We start from the raw sequence: 21,172 nt of genomic DNA, 5'->3' as shown, positions 1-21,172 counted from the left end.
CTATCTTTTTTTCGTAGGCAATACTTAGCACTTTTGGTTTCATATTGTGTTCCAATAAAGCTTTTTTATAGCCTTCTTCCCTACTAACAAGTTGATTTTGCTGTATATTTCTTGTAAAAAAGCAATATTTTTAAAATTGTTTTCAATCAAATGATTAGCTGCGCTATAAGCCATCTTTTCATTATCAATCCCTACATAATTAGCATCTAAACCAGAAATGAGTCGATCACAAAGTACCAATGGTATATTTTCCTTTTGCAACGAAGCTACTGTATCTTTAATACCTGGTGATGGAACTATTATATAACCATCTATTTGCCTTTCCTTAAAAAGATCTATTAATTCAATAGATTTTTCATCCTCATTTTCATTACTACAAAATAAAATCTTGTACCCTTTTTGATAAGCTATAACTTCAATACGTCTTGCTAACTTTGAAAAAAAATGATTAGAAATATCCTCCAACATACAAACAATAATATTGGATTTACCTGTCCTAAGGCTTTGCGCCAATTGATTAGGGCGATAGCCTATCAATTCAATATAATCAGTAATCTTTTTTGAGACAACTTTTGATATTCTTTTTTCTTTAGCTTTCCCATTCAAAACAAATGAAACTGTTGTTACAGAAACTCCTAAAGCTTCAGCTATACCTTTAATAGAATTTCGTTTATTCTTCATTTAATTTTTAGAGATAAAAATGTTTTACAAATTCACTAAATTACAATTCTAAAGAAAGCTATGTGTTCTTATGTTTTGAACTTACAATTTAAAGCAAAAACACTATTTCTTTAGGCTTAAGTCTCAAATAAGAAACATTAAACAATTAATTTCCATAAATTAAACACTATGGTCAAAAAAATCAAATTCAAACTTAATGAATCTTATACCCAAGAAAAGGGCTTCTAACTTGAAAGATCTTTAAAATCATAGTGTAAGCTAACATTTTTTATTATCGTCTATCTAATTGGTTTAATTTCATATCTATACGAAAGATTCCCTGGTTTTATTTGATACTCATCATGTGGCATTTTACCCCAGCTATTATCTCCTCCAACACCCATTTGTTTATTATCAATATTAATGTTTACAAAATCTCTTCTTTTTATATCGGTTGTATGCCTTTGCTGTTTTGCTTCACCAGCATCAAAATCATCATTATATTGATGATGTGCACTAAAACTAAACAAATTTGGAGCATCTATTCGAATCCCTTTCCCTGATTTATTAGTAAACGACACCCAACGAATATCTGTTCTTGTACCGTTCTCTTGAGGTCTTATATAGGGAAAATATAATTTTTCAACAGTAGCATCATATTGACCAACTAGGGCTGAAGTATTTCTGTCTTGATAATTTTCATGAGGTCCTCTACCAAACCATTTTACTTGATTGTACTCATTTTCGATAATGAAATTACTACCAAATCTTGGCATAATGGGAAGTTTAGTATCTATATTTTGCAAACTTGTCTTTACTTCTATTTCTCCTGAACTACTTATAACATAATCAATAATCATTTTACCATTTACTGCTATTAATTGAAATTCTGTCTCAATTACAACCACTCCACTACCAAGTTTCTTTTCTTTTATTGAAACTAATTTTTGTTCTTTTGATGCTTTCTTCCAAACACCAGATTTTTCAAACAGATTAAACCCATAATCATTGTCTGTAGATGCTCTCCAAAAATTAGCTTTTACACCTTGAGAAATAATATTACCTGTACCATAATCTAAGCTATTAATAACGCCTTCTATTTTATCAAAAGTCAATTTGAAATCATTTCCCGTAATTAAAATAGAATTTTGACCTTCTTCTACTTTAATACTTTGATTATTCTTTATAATTAACTTGTCCGTTTTAGGTTGATTTAATTGAAATTGTTCATAAGCAACTATATGCTCCTTAGGAACCAAATCAGTAGCAGTCTTGGTTTTTGCATATACATTTAAATGATACTCAGCTGACGAGTCTTCTAAACTTGGTAGATTAATTTTTATTTTCTCAGAATCATAAGGTTGTATTTCTAGAGAAGATATATCCCCTTTAGCCTCGTCTAAACCATTCTTTAAGAGAACCCATGAAAAATCATATTCTTTTAAATTAGTAAAATCATATATATTCTTAATCTCAAGTTCTCCCTTTTTTAAATTTGAAAGTTCAAATTTAATGTATTGATAAACTTTTTTTACTTCATATAATGATGGATGGGGTGTTCTATCTGGATTTACAATACCATTTATACAAAAATTATCATTGTTTTGTAATTCAAATCCTCCTAAATCTCCTCCATATGCCCAAAAAGCTTCTCCCTTTTCATTTTTAGTTAAAATTCCTTGGTCTACCCAATCCCAAATAAAACCACCTTGCATAATGTCATATTTCTCAATAACGTTCCAATAGTCTTGTAAATTACCAACACTATTTCCCATAGCATGAGCATATTCACAAGGAATATAAGGTCTCTTTGGATTATTTTCAGCATATGCAATCATATCTTCTATACTTGGATACATAGGTGGGTAAATATCTGTATTTTCATACTCCATTGCTCCTTCATACTGTGTAGGTCTAGTTGTGTCATTTTCTTTTAACCAATTATAAGTAGTATAAAAATTTCCTCCATTACCAGCTTCATTTCCTAAAGACCATGTAACTATTGAAGGGTAATTTTTATCACGCTCGAACATTCTAACCGTTCTATCCAAATGCATAGATTTCCATTCTGGTAAGTATGCAGGATGAATTGCTTGCTTTTCTTTATTATCATCAAAACCTTCTTGATTTGTAGCCCCCATACCGTGTGTTTCTACATTTGCTTCATCTATCACGTAAAAACCATATTTATCACATAGTCTATAAAAATGTGGTCCTTTTGGATAATGACTACAACGTATAGCGTTTATATTGTTTTGTTTCATGACTTTTAAATCTTTCAAAGTTAAAGATTCAGAAACTACGTGACCTTCAACATCACTATGTTCATGTAAGTTTACTCCTTTAATCAATACAGGCTTACCATTAATTAAAAATTGTTTGTTTTTAATAGCAACATTTCTAAAGCCTACTTTAATAGCTGTATGCTCTCCATTATAACTTATTAGTAGAGTATATAAGTTAGGGTGTTCAGCATTCCATGTCTTTACGTTCGGGATTTCTTTACTAAAACCTAAACTAACTCTTCCTAGTTTAGGAATGATTTTTTTACTTCTGAAAAAACTTCAGAAGTACCATCTAATAATTTAACTTCTACTTCTTGCTCATCATCTATTTTACTTTTTGTATTATTATCTAACTTTAACGATACCTTAAAAACACCATCTTTATAGTTGTTTGTTAAATCTGAAGTTACTCTAAAATCTCTAATTGTTATTTTGTTAGCAGCATATAAATAAACATCTCGCTCAATACCAGATAGCCTCCAAAAATCTTGATCTTCTAGATAACTAGCATCAGACCATCGAAGAACTTGAATAGCTATATCATTCTTCCCCTTTTTCACAAAATTTGTAACCTTAAACTCCGCAGGCGTCTTACTTCCTTCGTTATAACCTACAAAAGCTCCATTTACCCATACATACATAGCACCACTAACTCCTGCAAAATGAAGATAAATATCCTTATCATCCCAACTTTCAGAAATTTCAAACTCTCTTCTATAGCTTCCATTATTATTCATACTATGAGGAATATATGGAGGATTAGGAGGGAACATATAATCTATATTTGTATATACCGGAATTCCATGCCCTTTTAATTCCCAATTTGATGGCACCTCAATAGTATCCCAACCAGAAATATCAAAATCTTTTTTATGGAAATTCTTAGGTCTAGCTTGAATACTATCTGCATAGTAAAAATTCCAAATTCCGTTTAAAGATTCATATAATTTTGAATTTTCCCAACTGCTATTTTGTAACGCAGAATTAACATCAGTATATCTATAAAAAGAAGCTGTAGGTTCCTCTCTATTTATTTCAAAAATATTTGGATTTTCCCATTCAGGATTTTCCCATTTATCTTGAACATAAACTGGTCTAACTTTTTCTTGTTCTTTACATGAACTTATTATAATTAAGAAAAAAATAAAATTATATTATGTACTCTCATTTTATATATCATTAAAGTGTTAATCTCTTTGTCAAATATAGTAAAACGTTTTAGCATTTAAAATAATTACATGTTTTAAATATTTTACAATTTAGGTTTTGTTTAACGTCAGCAAAAAGTGCGAGGTACAAGCCTGGTTATGCCGAAGTCTTTTGATGGGAGCGTTTTGCGAGTTTTTATTTCGGGAATATTGTATGAATATATTATTACATTACTATAATTTATTTTGACGGTTCATATAAATTATATAAAAACTAATTACCTGTCATACTAATGTCACTTATATTGACTTTATCCTGTTGTTGGAGTTTATCTTTTAAATTTCTAATATCCTGACTCACTTTCCGCTCCAATACTCTTGCATAAATTTGAGTGGTTGAAAGCTTAGTATGTCCCAACAATTTTGAAACCGTTTCAATGGGAACACCATTTGAAAGAGTTACAGTTGTAGCAAATGTATGTCTTGCTGAATGGAAGGTTAATTTCTTATTTATTTTAAGCGTTTTAGATATCTTCTTTAAATATAAATTCACTTTCTGATTTGATAATACTGGCAATAATAAACCATTGTTTTTATCTTGATAATCATTATATTTATTAAGGATACCTAACGCTTCATCTAACAAAGGAATCTTTACTGGTTGCTCATTTTTACTTCGTCGGGTAAATATCCAATAATTACCATCTATACCTCGGGTAATGTTGTTTTCCGTTAACGATTTTACATCCGTATAAGACAGACCAGTATAACAGGCAAAAACAAAAACATCCTTTACTTTAATATATCCTTTATCGGTTAGTTCGCTGCGTTTAAAATGTTCTAATTCTTGCTTGTTTAAAAACGCTTTTTCATGTTTTAAAAATTTCAGTTTATACCGAGTTAAAGGGTTCTTATTAATCCACTCTAAGTCAACAGCCAAATTCATTAATTTCTTTAAGCGTTCCAAATGCTTCATGATACCATTATTACGCAAAGGTTGTGATTTATTAATGGCTTGACCTTTTCTTAGATATTGTTCAAAATCAATAATAAAACTATAGGTTATCTGTTTCAAATAAATATCGTTGGCTTTCTTTTTTTATGAAGAAACCTTTTTATATAAGTTTCCGTAGTAAAATAATTTTTTAAAGTTCCAAACTTTAAAGTTCCAACCATATTTTCGTTGTGATAACTTATAAGTTCCAATAACGTTTTATGGCGCTCGTCCTGCCCGAGAAACCTCATTTTGATGCCTTTAGCGGTAACTAACTCAAAACCAGAGGACAACTGCTTATAACATTCCTGCAACTTTGCGTTGACTTGATCTAAGTAATGGTTTAAAGCCTTGCCTTCAGGTGTTCTGGATGTCGTTTTCTTAGATCTGGTATCCCAATGACAGAACTAACAATTACCCCCTATATCATTATAAATCAAAAAGTTACTTTAATTTTTTCAAAACAGGTAACCGAATAGGCAACTTTTGCTTTGATTTTATTTCTTCTAATGGAACTAAGTTACAAATTAAATCTGTATCAAAACGTTCTGATTTTTATTATGTGATTAGAAGTGTATTTATTATTTAACATTATCCTCTTTTTGCACACTAAGACCTTACAAAAACAGCATTCTTATTTCATAGAAAAGCTACACCTAAATATGAAGACTTACCCGTTTTCGTACAACCCTAAGTTAAACAATCTTCTTTCTTCATTGGGGCTAGCCCCAATGAAAATTCTCTAAGTATTTGGTTCGGGCGTTTTCTGCCCAATGATTTAAGAGGGTGATAATCGTTGTAATCACATCTAAAGCCTTCCGTTTGTTGATTTACCTCTTCAAGAGTTCCTGAAAAGATAGGCGTCCAACACATCTTTTCTGAAAGTCTTATTGAATCGTTCCACGTAACCGTTCTGCGACGGTTTGCCCGGTTGATATAGTTGATCTCATAACCCGAAGGTCACGAGTTCAAATCTCGTTCTCGCTACAAAACGTAAAGTCAGTAATCAAGTAGTCTGGTTTTCACTAAACCGTTTTTTTCATGCCTACAATTACTCAATCCCTTACTTTTACATACGATAATGAATACGATTTGTCTCAAAAAAGAACTTTTTCCAATCCAAAAATCTACACCGCTAATGGTTATTTAGCAAAACGTTGGTATATCTATTTTTCTTTTCGGGATCCAAAAACGGACAAGTTAAAACGCATTACCCCTTTTTATGGCAATGCAAATATCTATAAGACCAAAGAAGAGCGCTTGCAAGTACTCATAATTTACAGAAAAATCTTATCAAACCTTTTAAAACAAGGTTATAATCCTTTTTCAGATAACACAGCACTCTATAACAAACTACATCCCAAAACTGTTTCTAAAGACGAGCCAAATAAGCATGTAACAATAGAATTTACTTCCAACAATGCCGAAACCAAAGAAGAACGAAAAATCGGATTAAGAGAAGCCTTTGATTTTGGATTAAAGCTGAAAGAAAAACTAATTAGTAAGCGCACTAAAGGAGATTATGAAAATAAAGTTAAAAACTTTTTGAAATGGATTGAAGAAAACCATCCAAGTGTAAAAACTATTGACACCTTAACAAAGAAAATCATTATTGGCTTTTTAAACTATACTTTAAATAAAACATCTCCTCGTAATAGAAATAACTATAGAGCAGATTTAAGCAGTATCATGCAGGTTTTAGAAGATAATGAAATTGTTGAATTGAACTTGATAAAAAAAATTCCAGTTTTAAAATCTAAACCTGAAAGAAACAGGACTTATTTACAAGAAACTCAAGAATCTATTTTCAAATATTTAGAAGATAAAGACCCTATACTATTATTATACATTAAGTTTATTTCTTATGGTTTTCTTAGACCAATTGAGGTCTGTAGATTGAAAATAGAAAACATTAATTTAAATGATAAAATCATTCGCTTTAAAGCAAAGAACAGTACTCTAAAAACAAAAATAATTCCAAATTTATTATATGATGATTTCCCTGATTTATCAGATTTAAAATCAGAAGATTTTTTATTCACACCAGAGCGTATTGGAGGTGCATGGGTAATAGATGAAAACAATAAAAGAGATTATTTTAGTAAACGTTTTAAGAAAGTGGTAAAAGACCATTTTAATTTAGGAAAAGATTATGGATTATATAGTTTTAGACATACTTACATAACTAAATTATATAGAGCATTGGTTAAAGAATCCTCTCCTTTTGAAGCAAAGAGTAAACTCATGTTAATTACTGGACATACTTCAATGAGTGCTTTAGAAAAATATTTAAGAGATATTGATGCAGAACTTCCTGAAGATTATTCTGAAATGTTAAAATCGGATCATGAATAAGCAAACGTTGCATGATTTTTATTTACGACTCATTCCATCACTATGGAGTGAACTATATTTTTATATTCCCAAGTATGAAATATTTCAAACATTTTTTGATGAAATAGAATACTTTAAGTAGTATAAGATATACAACAAAATTTTTGCTACAAAAGTTTGTTTATAGCGAGATACCAAACGGTTTTTACTTATACTTTTTGACGAAATAGTATCAGAATATAACATCTAATTTGTATAAGTTTATACTTCAATTTTAAATAAGTTTTATCATGAAAAAAACATTCCTTTTAGTTATGCCAATTTTATTGCTAATTGGATGTAATGATACTAACCAAACCTCGATGAAACAGAACGAAAACCAGCAAATAGAGCAAAAAATAGATTCCTTATTAAAACTAATGACCATCGAAGAAAAAGTAGGTCAAATGAATCAATATAATGGCTTTTGGGATGTAACTGGGCCAGCTCCCAAAGAGGGTAATGCAGAAAAAATACGAGCATTTACGAAAAGGATGGGTAGGTTCCATGCTCTCAGTCAGAGGTGTGAAAGAAGTACGAGCAGTTCAAAAAATTGCAGTTGAGGAAACGCGGTTAGGTATCCCACTTATTATAGGGTTTGACGTTATTCACGGTTATAAAACACTAAATCCGATACCTTTAGCAGAAGCAGCAAGTTGGGATTTAGAAGCGATTAAAAAATCGGCAAGTGTAGCAGCAACAGAAGCTTCTGCATCTGGAATTAACTGGACGTTTGGCCCAATGATAGATGTCGCAAGAGATGCTAGATGGGGCCGTGTTATGGAAGGTGCTGGAGAAGACCCTTATCTAGGCAGTAGAATTGCTGAAGCTCGTGTTACTGGTTTTCAAGGGGATAATTTATCTGACGTTAATACAATAGCTGCTACAGCTAAACACTTTGCAGGCTATGGTTTTTCTGAATCAGGCAAAGAATACAATACAGTCGATATAGGAACTTCCACATTACATAATATTGTTTTGCCACCTTTTAAAGCAGCTGTAAATGCAAATGTTAGAACGCTTATGAATTCGTTCAACGAAATTAATGGTGTCCCCGTTACAGGAAGTTCGTATTTGCAACGTGATATTTTAAAAGGCAAATGGAATTTTGATGGATTCATAATTTCAGATTGGGCATCTATTGGAGAAATGATTACTTGGGGACATGCCAAAGACAAAAGAGAAGCCGCAAAAACAGCAGTAACCGCAGGATCCGATATGGATATGGAAGCCTATGTTTATATAGAAGAATTGGCTCAATTAGTGAAAGATGGAGTTATAGACGAAAAACTATTAGATGACGCTGTAAGCAGAATTTTAAGAGTGAAATTCGAATTAGGATTATTTGACGACCCCTATAAATATTGTGATGAAACTCGCGAAAAAGAAACCATAGGCAATCCAAAACACCATGAAACAGCTTTAGATATGGCGAAAAAATCAATAGTCCTTCTTAAAAACGAAAATAATCTGTTGCCCTTAAAAAAGAAGGTCAAAATATAGCTTTAATAGGCGCTTTAGCTTCAGACAAAAATAGCCCTTTAGGTAGCTGGCGTATAGCCTCAGATGATAATACCGCCATTTCAGTTCTTGAAGGTATGCAAGCTTATAAAGGCAATAAGTTAACCTATAAAAAAGGCGCAGATGTTACAATAGGAAAAACTGCTTTTGTAAACGAAGTAGCAATAAATACAACAGATAAAAGCGAATTTAACGAAGCTATTAAAGCCGCAAAAAAAGCAGATGTTGTTGTTATGGTTTTAGGAGAGCATGGGTTTCAAACAGGAGAAGGTCGAAGCAGAACAAATCTACAATTACCTGGTGTTCAACAAGAATTACTAGAAACCGTTCGTAAAGTAAACTCAAACATTGTATTAGTTTTAAACAATGGGCGCCCATTAGCAATTTCATGGGCAGACAAACATATTCCTGCTATTGTAGAGGCATGGCAATTGGGCACACAAACAGGTAATGCCGTTGCTCAAATTTTATATGGAGATTATAACCCAAGCGGAAAACTACCAATGACTTTCCCAAAGAAACGTTGGGCAAGTGCCAATTTATTACAATTATAAAAACACAGGAAGACCCATAGATAAGGACAACAACGTGTTTTGGTCGCATTATGTTGATGTTAAGAAAACACCATTATACCCTTTTGGTCATGGGCTAAGTTACACAACCTTCGCATATAGCAACCTTAAACTAAGCAGGAAAACCTTTAAAGTGGACGAAACTATTTCTGTATCTGTAGATGTGAAAAATACTGGAGAACGAGACGGTAAAGAAGTGGTGCAATTATATATTAGAGATTTAGTTGGAAGCATAACCCGTCCTGTTAAAGAACTTAAAGGTTTTGAACTGGTTAAAATTAAATCAGGAGAAACCAAAACTATCGAATTTACTTTAAATGAAGAACTCCTTGGTTTTTATAATAATCAAGGCGAATATATAGTCGAACCGGGCAATTTTAAAGTGTTTGTAGGAGGAAGTTCAATTACAAGTATTGAGGCTGAATTTGAGTTAAATTAAATTATTTTGGGCGTGTCCACAAGGGTCGGGATTTCCATTATAATTCCTCGCACCTTCTGCTTAGGGCGATGGGATTGGATTACCATTTTAATCCCCTACGTAAAAGCTGTAAGCAAAACAACTTTTTTAGTTCATTATATGGCTTAATTATTTTGGACTTGCAACAAAAAGTCGAACAAATTTTCTAAGACCTATGCTACAATTTAAATTGATAAAATTCTTGTTCTACTTCTAAGGACGTTTTATACCCTAAATAAGAGTGTAATCGTTTTTTATTACACCATACTTCTATGTACTCAAAAATACTAGTTTTAGCTTACTCAATAGATTTTAATTCCTTTCCATAAATTAGTTTTCAACCTTTAGCGTTTTAAAAAAGGATTCAGCTTGTATCCCTCTGTCTGAATGAAAAAGCAATGATTGAGTTATTTCTCTTTTTGATAGTGCCATTTTTCCAAGCTGGAATAATAGTTTGGCTTGTATATAATTTGGCACTTAGTGACCAACCTATAACTTGTCTATTGTATAAATCAATAATAGTGGTTAAGTACAACCAGCCTTTTTTAGTTTTGATATAGGTAATATCTGAAACCCAAACTTGATTTAATCTATTAGGGTTAAAGTTTCTGTCTAATAAATTCCTAGAAACAGGGTAACTATGGTTTGAGTCTGTTGTAACCTTAAATTTCTTTCGGTATTTACTAATCCAGTTATTAACTCTCATAATTCTAGCTACTCATGTTCTTGAAATACAATAACTATTCCGTTTTAATTGTACTGCAATTCTAGTAGAACCATAGTGCTGTTTACTAGCTTCAAATTCTTGTTCTATTAAATCTGTAAACAAACTATGCTCTAATGCTCGTTTTGATGGCCCTTGACTAAACCACCTGTAATAACTACTGACTTACTTTTAATACTTTACACATCTTCTCAAAACGATATAAATGTCGATAATTGACTATAAATTGATAGACTTCCAAATCGTTCTTAGAGAAAATGTGAACGGCTTTTTTTAATATCTCAAGTTCTAATTCTTTTTCTCTAAGTGCTTTTCGCAATCTTTTAACCTCTAAAGAATCATCTTTTACAGTTTTTTGACACTCTGGAATCTGAACTTCTTTAGTACCTTTTCACCATTTATAAATCCTTTGAGGATCTAAACCTAATTCACCTGCCAATTCTTTAATGTTTTCTCGCTGATAACTTAAGCGAATTGTTTGTTCTTTAAATTCTTTACTGTAAATACGTTTTTTCATGTTTCTAAGATATTTTTTTGCAACAAACGGTCTTAAATTTTATATCCGAGTAAAGGTAATAACTTCATGTAAGAGGTGTGATTTTTTCGATATACTGTCTTAATCTTAAGCTAGATTCCGTAAAAGGGATAAATTATGACTTTTTAATAATCAATTGCTCAATTAATGGAATCAATTCCTCATCAGTTGAAGTGAGCGAATATTCAACCCTAGGAGGAACTTCTAAAAATAAATATTAAATCAATTCAACTTATAGGATTTTACTTCAAGCACTTAGTTTGCTATCCCACTTTCATCCGCGAACTTGTTTCACTCTGACAAGCTAATCCAGACGAACGGTAAAACAGAATTAATTATTCAAAGATAAAATTACATTCGCTCCTAAAAAATCAAGAGCTTTTGAGATTTGATTCATGTCCTTCTACTTTATGGTGGGTTACTTCAACCTTTAATTCTACATTGAAACTAATAAAAGTTGGGGTGCTAAGTTTTATTGTAACGTGCCATCGAATCGGTCAATCTAGCCTTAAATTTAGTATTTCACTGTCCAAATACCCTATGCGTTCTGATTTGGCTTCAATAGAAGTTGTATTCGGAATCGGTTCTGTAAAGATATTCCAGAGGGAATCTTGAGGGCGTTTCCATAGGATAGTGGCGTCTGTTTTCTTGGATATCAACCGTATTTTATCATTTTTTTCTCTATTTCCAGAGTAGGTAATTGAGGTTGTTCGCCATCAGGTATCCATTTAGCAATTAATTCTTCTTCCGATATTTCGCCTAAGTCATTGGTCTCCTTCATCCAGTTATTGAGTAGTGCCCTAAATTGTTTTAAAGTTTCTTGCATTTCAGGTTTTGCGGCAATATTATTTAATTCGTACGGGTCATTTAGCAAATCGTATAACTCTTCTGAAGGTTTACTAGGGTATAACCATAATGACTGTTTTTCATCTAGTTCACCTTCAGCATATAAACGTCTCAATTCGCGCATCATTGGCATTTGCCTACGGAATTTGATTGGTAATGCATGGCTCAATGTAGTATCAAAACTCTTGATATATTTGTAGTTCTCAGAACGTACAGCGCGTAATCGATCATAGACTCCATCAAAGCGATCAGAGGAATGAAAAGTATATTTAGGTTTCTCATCTTCTTCAAATTTTCCAAATTGTGCGATTCCCTGCATGACCTCAGGTGGATCTATTCCCGCAAGCGAGAGAACTGTGGGTGCCAAATCGATAAAACTTATAAAACGGTCATCGAACGTACCCGCGTTTTCATTGCCGGGAAATTTAATTATCATTGGAACCTTGGTTCCTGTTTCGTACAAAGCTCTCTTATGTCTAGGAAAAGGTCCGCCATGATCGCTGTAGAAAAATATAATGCTATTCTCATATAGCCCGTCTTCCTTTAAATCAGAAATTATTTCACCAATTTGGTTATCGAGTCGTTTAAGGTTACTATAATTAACCGCCAAATCATGTCGAATAGTGTCATTATCGGGAAAATACGGCGGCACTTTTATCTGTTTTGGGTTTACAAAAAGTGAATCTTTACCTCTAGTCCAGATTTGCGATTCGTGACAAACCGAAAAATTAAAGACTGAAAAAAATGGTTGGTTTTTGTTTCGATTTCTATAATGAGGGTTCTTACTGCTCTCATCCCAAGCTGATTGCAGCTTCTGAAAATTATAGTCCTCCTTGGGTCCGTTAGAACAGTAATATCCTTTTTCTCGCAGATACTGCGTAAACATTTTTACACCATTCGGAACAATTGGTGAATAGCTTGGTATATCCAAACCATCGTATGGCTTGGTGCCTTTATCTATCCAGGCTAAATGTGTGCGCATATTATGAGTGCCCAACGTTGTTGGGTACATTCCCGTTATAATTGCACTTCGGGCTGGAGCGCAGACAGGTACGGGCGCATAGGCGTTTTCAAAAACCACACTATCATTGGAAAGAGATTGTAAGGTTGCAAGTTGAACGGTACTATCGCCGTACATAGGAAACCATTCAGGAGACTGATCCTCCGCTACAAGCCATATAATATTTGGCGGTTGTCTTTCTGTACGCACTTTTTTTATTTTTTTATTTTGACATCCTAAAAGGAAAAACAAAAAGCAAATATGAATAATGAGTTCTTCATAATGTTCGAATTATCATGTTAGTTTTTTTTAGTCTTCAAATATCTTATCTTCAAATTAATTAGCGAACATTTAATGCCCTCCATTTTGGTGAGATTAAAAAAAATAATTAGACTCTATCAATGGATTATAGTTCAATTTTTCAAAATCTCACCCAGCATATTCAATTGAACCAATCCGAAATAGATTTTTTTATCTCAACCATTCAATACAAAGCAATCAAGAAAAAGGAGTTGTTTTAGAACCTGTAAAAGTTTGAAAAGCAACTACATTTGTCAAAAGTGCCTGCCTGCGTTCATATTATTTGACAGGCCAAGGTAAACAAATTATACAATTTGCAACATCCAATTGGTGGATTGGAGATCTGACTGTGTTGCCAATGACCATCAAAACTTCGTATTGACGCTCTGGAAAATACGGAAATATTTCAAATCTCGAAAACGAATCTTGAAACCTTTTATCATTGTGTGCTCAAATTTGATTTTTTTTCCTAATTCAAAAGAAAAATGCTTTAGAAGCACTCCTAAATAGAGTTTTATACTATCTCAAAACCTCTCCCTACTATTGTTATGGAGTATTAATTTAAAAATGACTTCATTTATAGCTCAAATTATTTACGTTGAACAAAAAAAAAAAACTGTATACGCATATTCCATAATATCTAAATTAATGATTCAACAAAAATCGAAGAATACCCCAAAAAAATCTTTTTTGTGGTAAAAAAATAGAAACAAATATCTGGTTATCGTTAGAAAAATGAAATTTATGGAATGTGGTTGGAATCCTTATTTTATCGATATGATTATATTTTCAAGTCATAAATTGGCTAAAAAATGATATCATTCTCTTGAATATCTAGACTTAAAAAATAGTAAGATCCTCCTTAGGCAAATTTGATGTCATAAATAAAAAAGGCATATAATTGGCCTTACTGGTTCTGATTAAATGTATCTTTTGATTAGTTTTCATTGTGAAAGTAATGGCGTAGTTTACCAGGATAGTAACTGATATTAAAATTTTATATGAGTAATCAGCACTTTTTCAGATACCTAAATAATAGTATTTTGAGCTCGAAGAAACAAACCGGAGTAGAGGAAATTATATTTAATCAAATTGAAATTAAATAGTAAAAAAATAGTGTATCAACCATCTCACTATACTTGTTTTAGCCTAATTTCATTTGATAGTTGTATTACGAAACTTTTCGTAAATTCTTAAACGAAGTCATTAATTTTATCATATTCTTTTGTTTTTAGGTCTTTTTTTATAAATTTAGCAGCTAGAATATAATTTTATATAGTGAAGTCATCTTGACTTTTTTTGAGAAAAAATAGGGGTTATAGAAATTTGTGTTGCGAAACATAAAAACCAAACACATATACCAAGTACTGAGCAAAGATATGATAGAATTAGAGAAAGTTCCATATTTACCAGAGACAAAACGAGGTTTTAAACCGAAGGTGCCACTATACGAGATTATTAATACAATTCTTTATAAACTCAAAACAGGTATTCAATTGGAATTTCTTCCTGTTGCAAGTCTTTTCGAGAATGAGGTTTTGCATTACAAGACCGTTTTTGATCATTATCGTAAATGGTGCGAGTTAGATATATGGAAGTCTTGTTGGATAGAACTTTTAAAGGCCAACAAGACTAAACTGGATTTATCTAGTGGCGATTTAGACGGAAGCCATACAACAGAACTACGGATAGGGCTAGTGGTCGATTATCAGGGAAGGAAGAAATGCAAGACAACAAACGCCATTTATCTAACCGATAGGCAAGGATTGCCTATCGCTATGTCAGAGCCTGTTTCTAGAAATCATAATGATTTATTTGATATAGAAGTTCAATTTGAAGAAGTTGTTGGAACATTGGAAGATGCTGAGATTCCTGTTGATGGACTTTTTATCAATGCGGATGCAGGTTTTGATTCCATAAAATTGAGAAACAAATGTGAAACCAAAGTTATCGTTGCTAATATTTGCCCCAACAAAAAACGTAATGGTAGCAATGAAGCAAAAACATTAATGAAAACTTTATCAACAACGCTATGCTATTGAACGGACAAATGCTTGGATGGATAGCTTCAGGTCGCTATTAAACAGATTTGATACAACTTTGACTAGCTGAAAAGGATTTAACTTTCTTGCTTTCATTGTTATAAAACTAAAGAAATTTTATAAACTTAAAAAGTCAAGATAACTTCTATGACTAAATCGATATGTCAATAAGGTTTTCGAATAATCATACATTACTATTGAAAGAATTCAAAAATGGTAATCAAAAAGCTTTTCATAGGCTATTTGAACTATTTTGGGAACCCATGTTCATAAGTGCAAAATCTATTGTTTTTAATGAAGATGTCGCTAAGGATATAATTCAAGATATTTGGTTGAACATATGGCAAAAAAGAGAGGAGAATGAAATTAGAAATTTCAAAGCATACATTTTCAAATCTGTTAACAATGGATGCTACAAATATCTAAGGGACAATAAATTCAATACGATTCAACATAGTGTTATTGAATCTTTGGATTTAGTTACAGAATCAAAGGTTGAAAATCAACATAATGTTGATCAGACTATATTTCTTCTTGAAAAATCATTGACAGGATTACCCCCTAGATGCCAGCAAATTTTTAGACTAAGTCGAATTGAAGCGTTCAGTAATGCCGAAATCGCAGAACGACTTGGAATTTCAAAACGGTCTGTTGAAAATCAAATGGCAATAGCATTAAAATATGTTAGACTAAATTTGAGACTCACTCAATCTTCCATTCCCTCACTTTTTTTAATTCTTCATCTTCTACAGAACTCTGCAGCTGGCTTTTTTTAGATTAAAAATGTTAATAAAAAGTTAAAAATTGAATTAGCATGTGAGTTTGGGTCTTGAAATGGTTCTTATATATATAATAACATAATCATGCGAGAGAGAGAGTTTAGAAACATTTTAGATAAATATCTTAACGGAACCATTTCAGATGAAGAAAATAAGCTTCTCGAGAAATTTAAGAAAGAGCTAAAATCAAGAAAACAGGAGTCTGGTTTTAAAAATGAAAAGCATAAGTATTCATTAAAGGAGGTTATATGGCTAGATATTAATAATCAAATTAAAGATTCTAAGAGAAGTAATTTTATTAGATGGAAATTCACGGCTGTTGCTGTATGCTTAGGTTTAATGATGTCTGGATATCTCTTTTGGCAAACTACAATTTCAAATACTTCAAATGCAATTCCTGATAACGCTATTTCCCTTCAATTGGAAGATGGCTCTATTAAAATAATTCAGGAGGGTCAGGCTATCAGTATTTCGGATAAAAGCGGAAATATTTTGGGGCAACAAAAAGGAGATCAATTGTTTTATAATGACCTGGATTCCAGAAATAAATTGGCTTACAATACGCTTAACGTGCCGTATGGAAAAACTTTTAAGCTAAGACTATCAGATGGTACTTTTGCTCATCTAAACGCTGGTTCTTCTTTAAAGTACCCTGTACAATTCATAGCAGGCATGGAAAGACAGGTTTTTATTACAGGGGAAGCGTATTTTGATGTTTCAAAGGATCCTGAAAACCCCTTTATTGTGAATGCGGATAATTTGAATATAAAGGTTCTAGGAACAGAGTTTAATGTTTCTGCTTACCCAGAAGATTTGACTTCAGAAGTTGTTCTTGTAGAAGGATCTGTTAGTATGTATTCTGAAAAAGAGAAGAATACCAAAATGAATCGTACCGTTTTAAAACCGGGTTTTAAAGGAAGTTTTAATCGCAATGAAGAAAATGTGGCTGCTAGTAAAGTAATTACTGAAACATATACTTCTTGGGTTAATGGTAAACTAGTATTCAGAAATATGTCTTTTAAGAACATTTTGAAAAAACTAGAAAGGCGTTACGACGTTGAAATAGTGAATCAAAACCTAGAGTTAGCAGATGAAAAATTCAATGCGAATTTTGGGAGCGAATCAATAGAAAAAGTTTTGGAAGAATTGAAAATCAACTATGGAATAACATTTAAAAAGATAGGTAATGAAATTATAATTGAATAAGGATTTATTATTAACGCTAAAATCTCGACTACGTATGAATAGAATTTAAACAAAAAATCGGAAAATGCTACGAACATTTTCCGACATAATGAAGTGATTAAACCGATATTAGATTAACCACAACTAACGCTACAAAAATATGAAAAAATTTCTTGGAATTAAAAGCAGTCCTTTTCCTTGGACTAAATATGATTTAAAAATGAAACTTAGCACACTATTGATCTTGATGACCTTTGTTGCAACATATGCCAATGATAGTTACGGACAAAAAACTAAGGTGTCGTTAAATATGAAAAACGTTTCCGTTCAACAGCTGATAGATGAAATTGAAAACAATACCGAGTTCGAATTTGTTTATAAAATAAATGATGTTGACCTCAAGCGAATTATTTCTCTAAAAGTGAAAAATGCTGCAATCGGAGATGTATTAAAGCAAGTCTTTCATAAAACAGATACAGAATTTAATCTCAATGACAGACGCATATATCTCCTAAGACGTTTACAGGCTAATATTACTCGAGATTTAGAGTACTCCAAACCCCAACAAATTATAGTTCAGGCTCAGGTTCAGTCCTCAGTTACTGGAATGATAACTGATGAAGAAGGTCAACCCTTACCAGGTGCCAATATTATAGAAAAAGGAACATCAAATGGCACTCAAACAGACTTTGATGGCAATTATTCCATTTCCGTTTCTTCAGGAGCTGTGTTAGTTTTTAGCTATTTGGGGTTTCATTCTAAGGAGATTAGTGTTGGAGAGGAATCCACAATTAATGTAGAGCTAGTTGAAGATGCAGGTAAGCTTGAGGAGGTTGTTATTATTGGTTATGGTAGTAGAAAGAAAAAAGATTTAACTGGAGCTATTAGCACGGTTAGCGCTGAAGATTTTGCAGAAGTGGTAACACCTAATCCAGAATTGGCTATGCAAGGTAAAATGTCTGGTGTTTTAATTACAAACCCTGGTTCAGACCCTAATGCGAGACCTGAAGTGCGCATTAGAGGTGTGGGTACTTTAGGGTTCAACGATCCTTTATATGTAATTGACGGAGTACCAGTAATTGAAGCTGGTGCTGCTTCGACTGACGGTCGAGCAATAGATATACGAGGTACAACAAATGTGTTAAACTTAATCAACCCAAACGATATCGAATCTATTTCAGCGCTTAAAGATGCTACCGCAACGGCGATTTATGGTGTTCGTGCTTCTAATGGAGTAATTCTGATTGAAACTAAAAGAGGTAGAAAAGGAAAAACGAAAATCAATTTTTCGCAACGTACCGGGTTTAGTTCGCTGAAAAAGCGATATGAGACCCTTACCACGCAACAATACGTTGATATAGCGAATGAAGCATGGAACAACAATACCGTGATTGGAAGAGGTGATGAAGATAACGGATTTGGCTTGCTTTATGACCCTAGCTCTTCTGAATATTTAGGTAATAGCCCTACTTATGACTGGCAAAGCCCGGGAATTCGAAATGCTGTTTCACAGGATTACAATATTTCAGCATCGGGAGGCTCAGAAGCAAGTAACTTCGCTTTTGGAGTAGGGTATAATAAATCAGAAGATGTTTTTTTACGTAACGATTATGAACGATATTCTTTTAACATAAATTCTGATCACAATATAACAGATTGGTTAAAAGTCGGACAGTCTTACCGTTTATCAATTGGTAAACAAATCGATAGAAGTTATGGAGGAGTTGTTCATAATTTTTACAACAGTTTTGATGTAGCCCCGTGGCAACCGATATTTGATCAAAGCACTTCGACAGGTTTCGCTCAAACTTTTCGAGAAATCGATGGTAGAGTGCAAGGCAGTGGCTATGGTAATGGTACTTCTGAAAACTTTTTTGCTCGACAGAGCCTTTCCAATCGTGAAAGAGTCTTAGTGAGAAATTTAGGCTCGGTGTATGCAGAAATCAAACCTTTGAAAAATTTTAGAGTTCGAGGTACTTTGAGTGTCGATTATTACACCAATAAAAGAGAAAGTCATAATGATCCAGATGTGGCTCTTTATGGTGCTCAAAGCGCTGTACCTGATTCGAGAGGCTTTCAGATCAATAGAGTATTAAGTAATAACTTTAACTTTGTTAATGAACTTTTGGTCGGGTATACTAATACATTTGGAAAACATAATCTAGATTTGATTTATAATTTCATGAATCAACAAACGTCCTATGATTATGTTTTACTTGATGGATTTAACACAGGTGTAACAAGTTTTGATCAACGTAGAGTTGATGAATTTTTACTTCCAGAAAATAGACCAGGTTCACTTACTAGAGAATCGAGGGGGTTAATTGGTTATCTAGGTCGTCTGAGCTATCACTATGATAGTAGATATTACCTGGATGCAACAGTACGAAGGGATGGCAGCTCTGTTTTTGGACCAAATCAAAAATGGGGTACTTTTCCTGCAATTGGTCTGGCGTGGCGTGTATCTGGTGAAAACTTCATGCAAGGTATTTCATGGTTAAATGATTTTAAAATTAGAGCAGGATATGGTTTAACAGGCAACCAAGAAACTGCACCTTTTCAATATCTTTCTTTAGTAAATCCAAATCCATCTTATTCGTTGGGTAATGGCAACATTGTATCGGGTGCATTTTTAGGTGATTTTCCGATATTGGATACATCATGGGAAACCGTAACAAGTAGCAATATAGGTTTTGATGCGACCATGTTTGATAATAAATTGACATTAACAGCGGAATATTATCTAAAAGAAACTGAAGATATTCTTCAGCAAATAGACTTGCCCCTAGTTATCGGTGCTTCATCAAATCCAGTTGTAAACCTTGCTACGGTTGAGAACAAAGGGTTCGAGTTTGCTGCGAACTATCAAGATAGCTTTGGAGATTTGAACTTTAGTGCCAATTTCAACTTGACCACGGTCAAGAACGAAGTTACAAAGTTGTATAATGATAGACCTCAAACAATTATAAACCCAGGAATTAGAATAAATAGAGATTTCATTCAAGGTAGAGTTGAAGTTGGTTACCCAATTGGTTATATATATGGTTATGTAATCGATGGTGTTTTTCAAACGCAGCAAGAGGTAGATGATTACTTAGCAAACAATACTGTAGCTGGAAATACATCGCAACTTTCACCCGGAGACTATAGATTTAAAGATTTGTATGGTGATCCTGATGTAGACGATGGAGAATTTGCTTATCGTAGTGAAGGAGCAAATGGAGAAATCAATAGCTTAGATCAAACTTATTTGGGAAAAACTATTCCTGGATATTATTATGGTTTGGGTTTAAATTTTGAATATAAAGATTTTGATTTAGGTCTTACGTTTAGAGGTGTCGGAGATGTTCAGAGAGTAAATGAAATAAGAAGAAGAGGGGAAACCGTGGCTGGAATAGGTCAAAATTATTTGACTTCCGTTTTAGATAGATGGACAACAACAAACCCATCTACAACCAATTCTAGAATAGTCGCAGGTGATCCATCAGGTAACAATAGGTTTTCGAATCGATTTGTTGAAGATGCCGATTTTTTTAGATTACAGAATTTGCAGTTGGGTTATAATTTTGGAGATAGAATGATAAGTTCTTTAGGAATCGCTAACCTTCGCTTATATGCTGTTTTTTCAAATGTATTTGTAATTACGCCTTACTCAGGCTTGGATCCTGAAAATGACACGACGCCTTTTACAATTACGACTGGTCTTAATATAGGTTTTTAATCATTTAATCCGTTTAATTTAATTTTTAAC

The 21,172-nt window shown here is 32.7% G+C and carries 10 protein-coding genes and 6 pseudogenes; 6 read left to right on the top strand and 10 right to left on the bottom strand.

Annotation, left to right across the window (positions count from 1 at the left end; genetic code table 11):
• Positions 1-39: 39 nt before the first annotated feature.
• The 6 genes and pseudogenes from AC0L5U_RS01185 to AC0L5U_RS01160 all read right to left on the bottom strand — a co-directional run.
• On the bottom strand, positions 40-681 hold the full coding sequence (locus AC0L5U_RS01185) for a LacI family DNA-binding transcriptional regulator (RefSeq protein WP_473414223.1): 642 nt from the start codon (positions 679-681) through the stop codon (positions 40-42).
• A gap of 278 nt (positions 682-959) precedes the next feature.
• The gene (locus AC0L5U_RS01180; RefSeq protein WP_473416135.1) at positions 960-3,050 is read right to left on the bottom strand and encodes a glycoside hydrolase family 2 TIM barrel-domain containing protein; all 2,091 of its coding nucleotides are present in this window, start codon (positions 3,048-3,050) and stop codon (positions 960-962) included.
• Positions 3,051-3,187: 137 nt separating this feature from the next.
• The gene (locus AC0L5U_RS01175; protein WP_473416134.1) at positions 3,188-3,979 is read right to left on the bottom strand and encodes a sugar-binding domain-containing protein; all 792 of its coding nucleotides are present in this window, start codon (positions 3,977-3,979) and stop codon (positions 3,188-3,190) included.
• 388 nt (positions 3,980-4,367) lie between these two features.
• On the bottom strand, positions 4,368-5,168 hold the full coding sequence (locus AC0L5U_RS01170; protein WP_473414220.1) for a site-specific integrase: 801 nt from the start codon (positions 5,166-5,168) through the stop codon (positions 4,368-4,370).
• Positions 5,165-5,428, bottom strand: a pseudogene (locus AC0L5U_RS01165) (SH2 domain-containing protein); the annotation flags it as partial. The pseudogene AC0L5U_RS01165 and the gene AC0L5U_RS01170, both read right to left, overlap by 4 nt.
• Before the next feature lie 497 nt (positions 5,429-5,925).
• Positions 5,926-6,012, bottom strand: a pseudogene (locus AC0L5U_RS01160) (integrase core domain-containing protein); the annotation flags it as partial.
• 116 nt (positions 6,013-6,128) lie between these two features.
• Between AC0L5U_RS01160 and AC0L5U_RS01155 the strand changes: the two are divergent.
• Together AC0L5U_RS01155 and bglX are read left to right on the top strand one after the other, a co-directional pair.
• Positions 6,129-7,442, top strand: coding sequence for a tyrosine-type recombinase/integrase (locus AC0L5U_RS01155; protein WP_473414218.1), 1,314 nt, complete (start codon positions 6,129-6,131; stop codon positions 7,440-7,442).
• A gap of 269 nt (positions 7,443-7,711) precedes the next feature.
• Positions 7,712-9,992: pseudogene (gene bglX, locus AC0L5U_RS01150) on the top strand (beta-glucosidase BglX).
• Between the two features lie 382 nt (positions 9,993-10,374).
• Here the strand turns inward: bglX and AC0L5U_RS01145 are convergent.
• The 4 genes and pseudogenes from AC0L5U_RS01145 to AC0L5U_RS01130 all read right to left on the bottom strand — a co-directional run.
• Positions 10,375-10,683 (bottom strand): annotated as a pseudogene (locus tag AC0L5U_RS01145) (DDE-type integrase/transposase/recombinase); the annotation flags it as partial.
• A 442-nt stretch (positions 10,684-11,125) separates the two neighbouring features.
• Entirely contained in the window at positions 11,126-11,251 is a 126-nt protein-coding gene (locus AC0L5U_RS01140; protein WP_473414215.1) for a transposase, read from the bottom strand.
• Positions 11,252-11,384: 133 nt separating this feature from the next.
• Positions 11,385-11,465 (bottom strand): annotated as a pseudogene (locus AC0L5U_RS01135) (hypothetical protein); the annotation flags it as partial.
• Between the two features lie 459 nt (positions 11,466-11,924).
• Positions 11,925-13,325: a sulfatase family protein gene (locus AC0L5U_RS01130; protein WP_473414211.1), complete on the bottom strand. Its 1,401-nt coding sequence runs from the start codon at positions 13,323-13,325 to the stop codon at positions 11,925-11,927.
• Between the two features lie 1,469 nt (positions 13,326-14,794).
• Here AC0L5U_RS01130 and AC0L5U_RS01125 point away from each other — a divergent pair.
• From AC0L5U_RS01125 to AC0L5U_RS01110, 4 genes and pseudogenes are all read left to right on the top strand, one after another.
• Positions 14,795-15,599, top strand: a pseudogene (locus tag AC0L5U_RS01125) (transposase).
• A 19-nt stretch (positions 15,600-15,618) separates the two neighbouring features.
• The gene (locus tag AC0L5U_RS01120; protein WP_473414210.1) at positions 15,619-16,233 is read left to right on the top strand and encodes an RNA polymerase sigma factor; all 615 of its coding nucleotides are present in this window, start codon (positions 15,619-15,621) and stop codon (positions 16,231-16,233) included.
• A gap of 87 nt (positions 16,234-16,320) precedes the next feature.
• The gene (locus AC0L5U_RS01115; protein ID WP_473414209.1) at positions 16,321-17,442 is read left to right on the top strand and encodes a FecR family protein; all 1,122 of its coding nucleotides are present in this window, start codon (positions 16,321-16,323) and stop codon (positions 17,440-17,442) included.
• A 139-nt stretch (positions 17,443-17,581) separates the two neighbouring features.
• The gene (locus AC0L5U_RS01110) at positions 17,582-21,142 is read left to right on the top strand and encodes a TonB-dependent receptor (RefSeq protein ID WP_473414207.1); all 3,561 of its coding nucleotides are present in this window, start codon (positions 17,582-17,584) and stop codon (positions 21,140-21,142) included.
• The last annotated feature ends 30 nt before the right edge of the window (positions 21,143-21,172 follow it).

The sequence above is a fragment of the Jejuia sp. G7-7 genome, from assembly GCF_055808955.1.
Note: the sequence above shows the minus strand (reverse complement) of the source record. Positions and strands in the feature narration are given on the sequence as shown.

Coding starts and splice junctions, on each gene's coding strand:
- AC0L5U_RS01185 (WP_473414223.1), bottom strand. CDS start 681: ATGAAGAATAAACGAAATTCTATTAAAGGTATAGCTGAAGCTTTAGGA.
- AC0L5U_RS01155 (WP_473414218.1), top strand. CDS start 6,129: ATGCCTACAATTACTCAATCCCTTACTTTTACATACGATAATGAATAC.
- AC0L5U_RS01140 (WP_473414215.1), bottom strand. CDS start 11,251: ATGAAAAAACGTATTTACAGTAAAGAATTTAAAGAACAAACAATTCGC.
- AC0L5U_RS01120 (WP_473414210.1), top strand. CDS start 15,619: ATGTCAATAAGGTTTTCGAATAATCATACATTACTATTGAAAGAATTC.
- AC0L5U_RS01115 (WP_473414209.1), top strand. CDS start 16,321: ATGCGAGAGAGAGAGTTTAGAAACATTTTAGATAAATATCTTAACGGA.
- AC0L5U_RS01110 (WP_473414207.1), top strand. CDS start 17,582: ATGAAAAAATTTCTTGGAATTAAAAGCAGTCCTTTTCCTTGGACTAAA.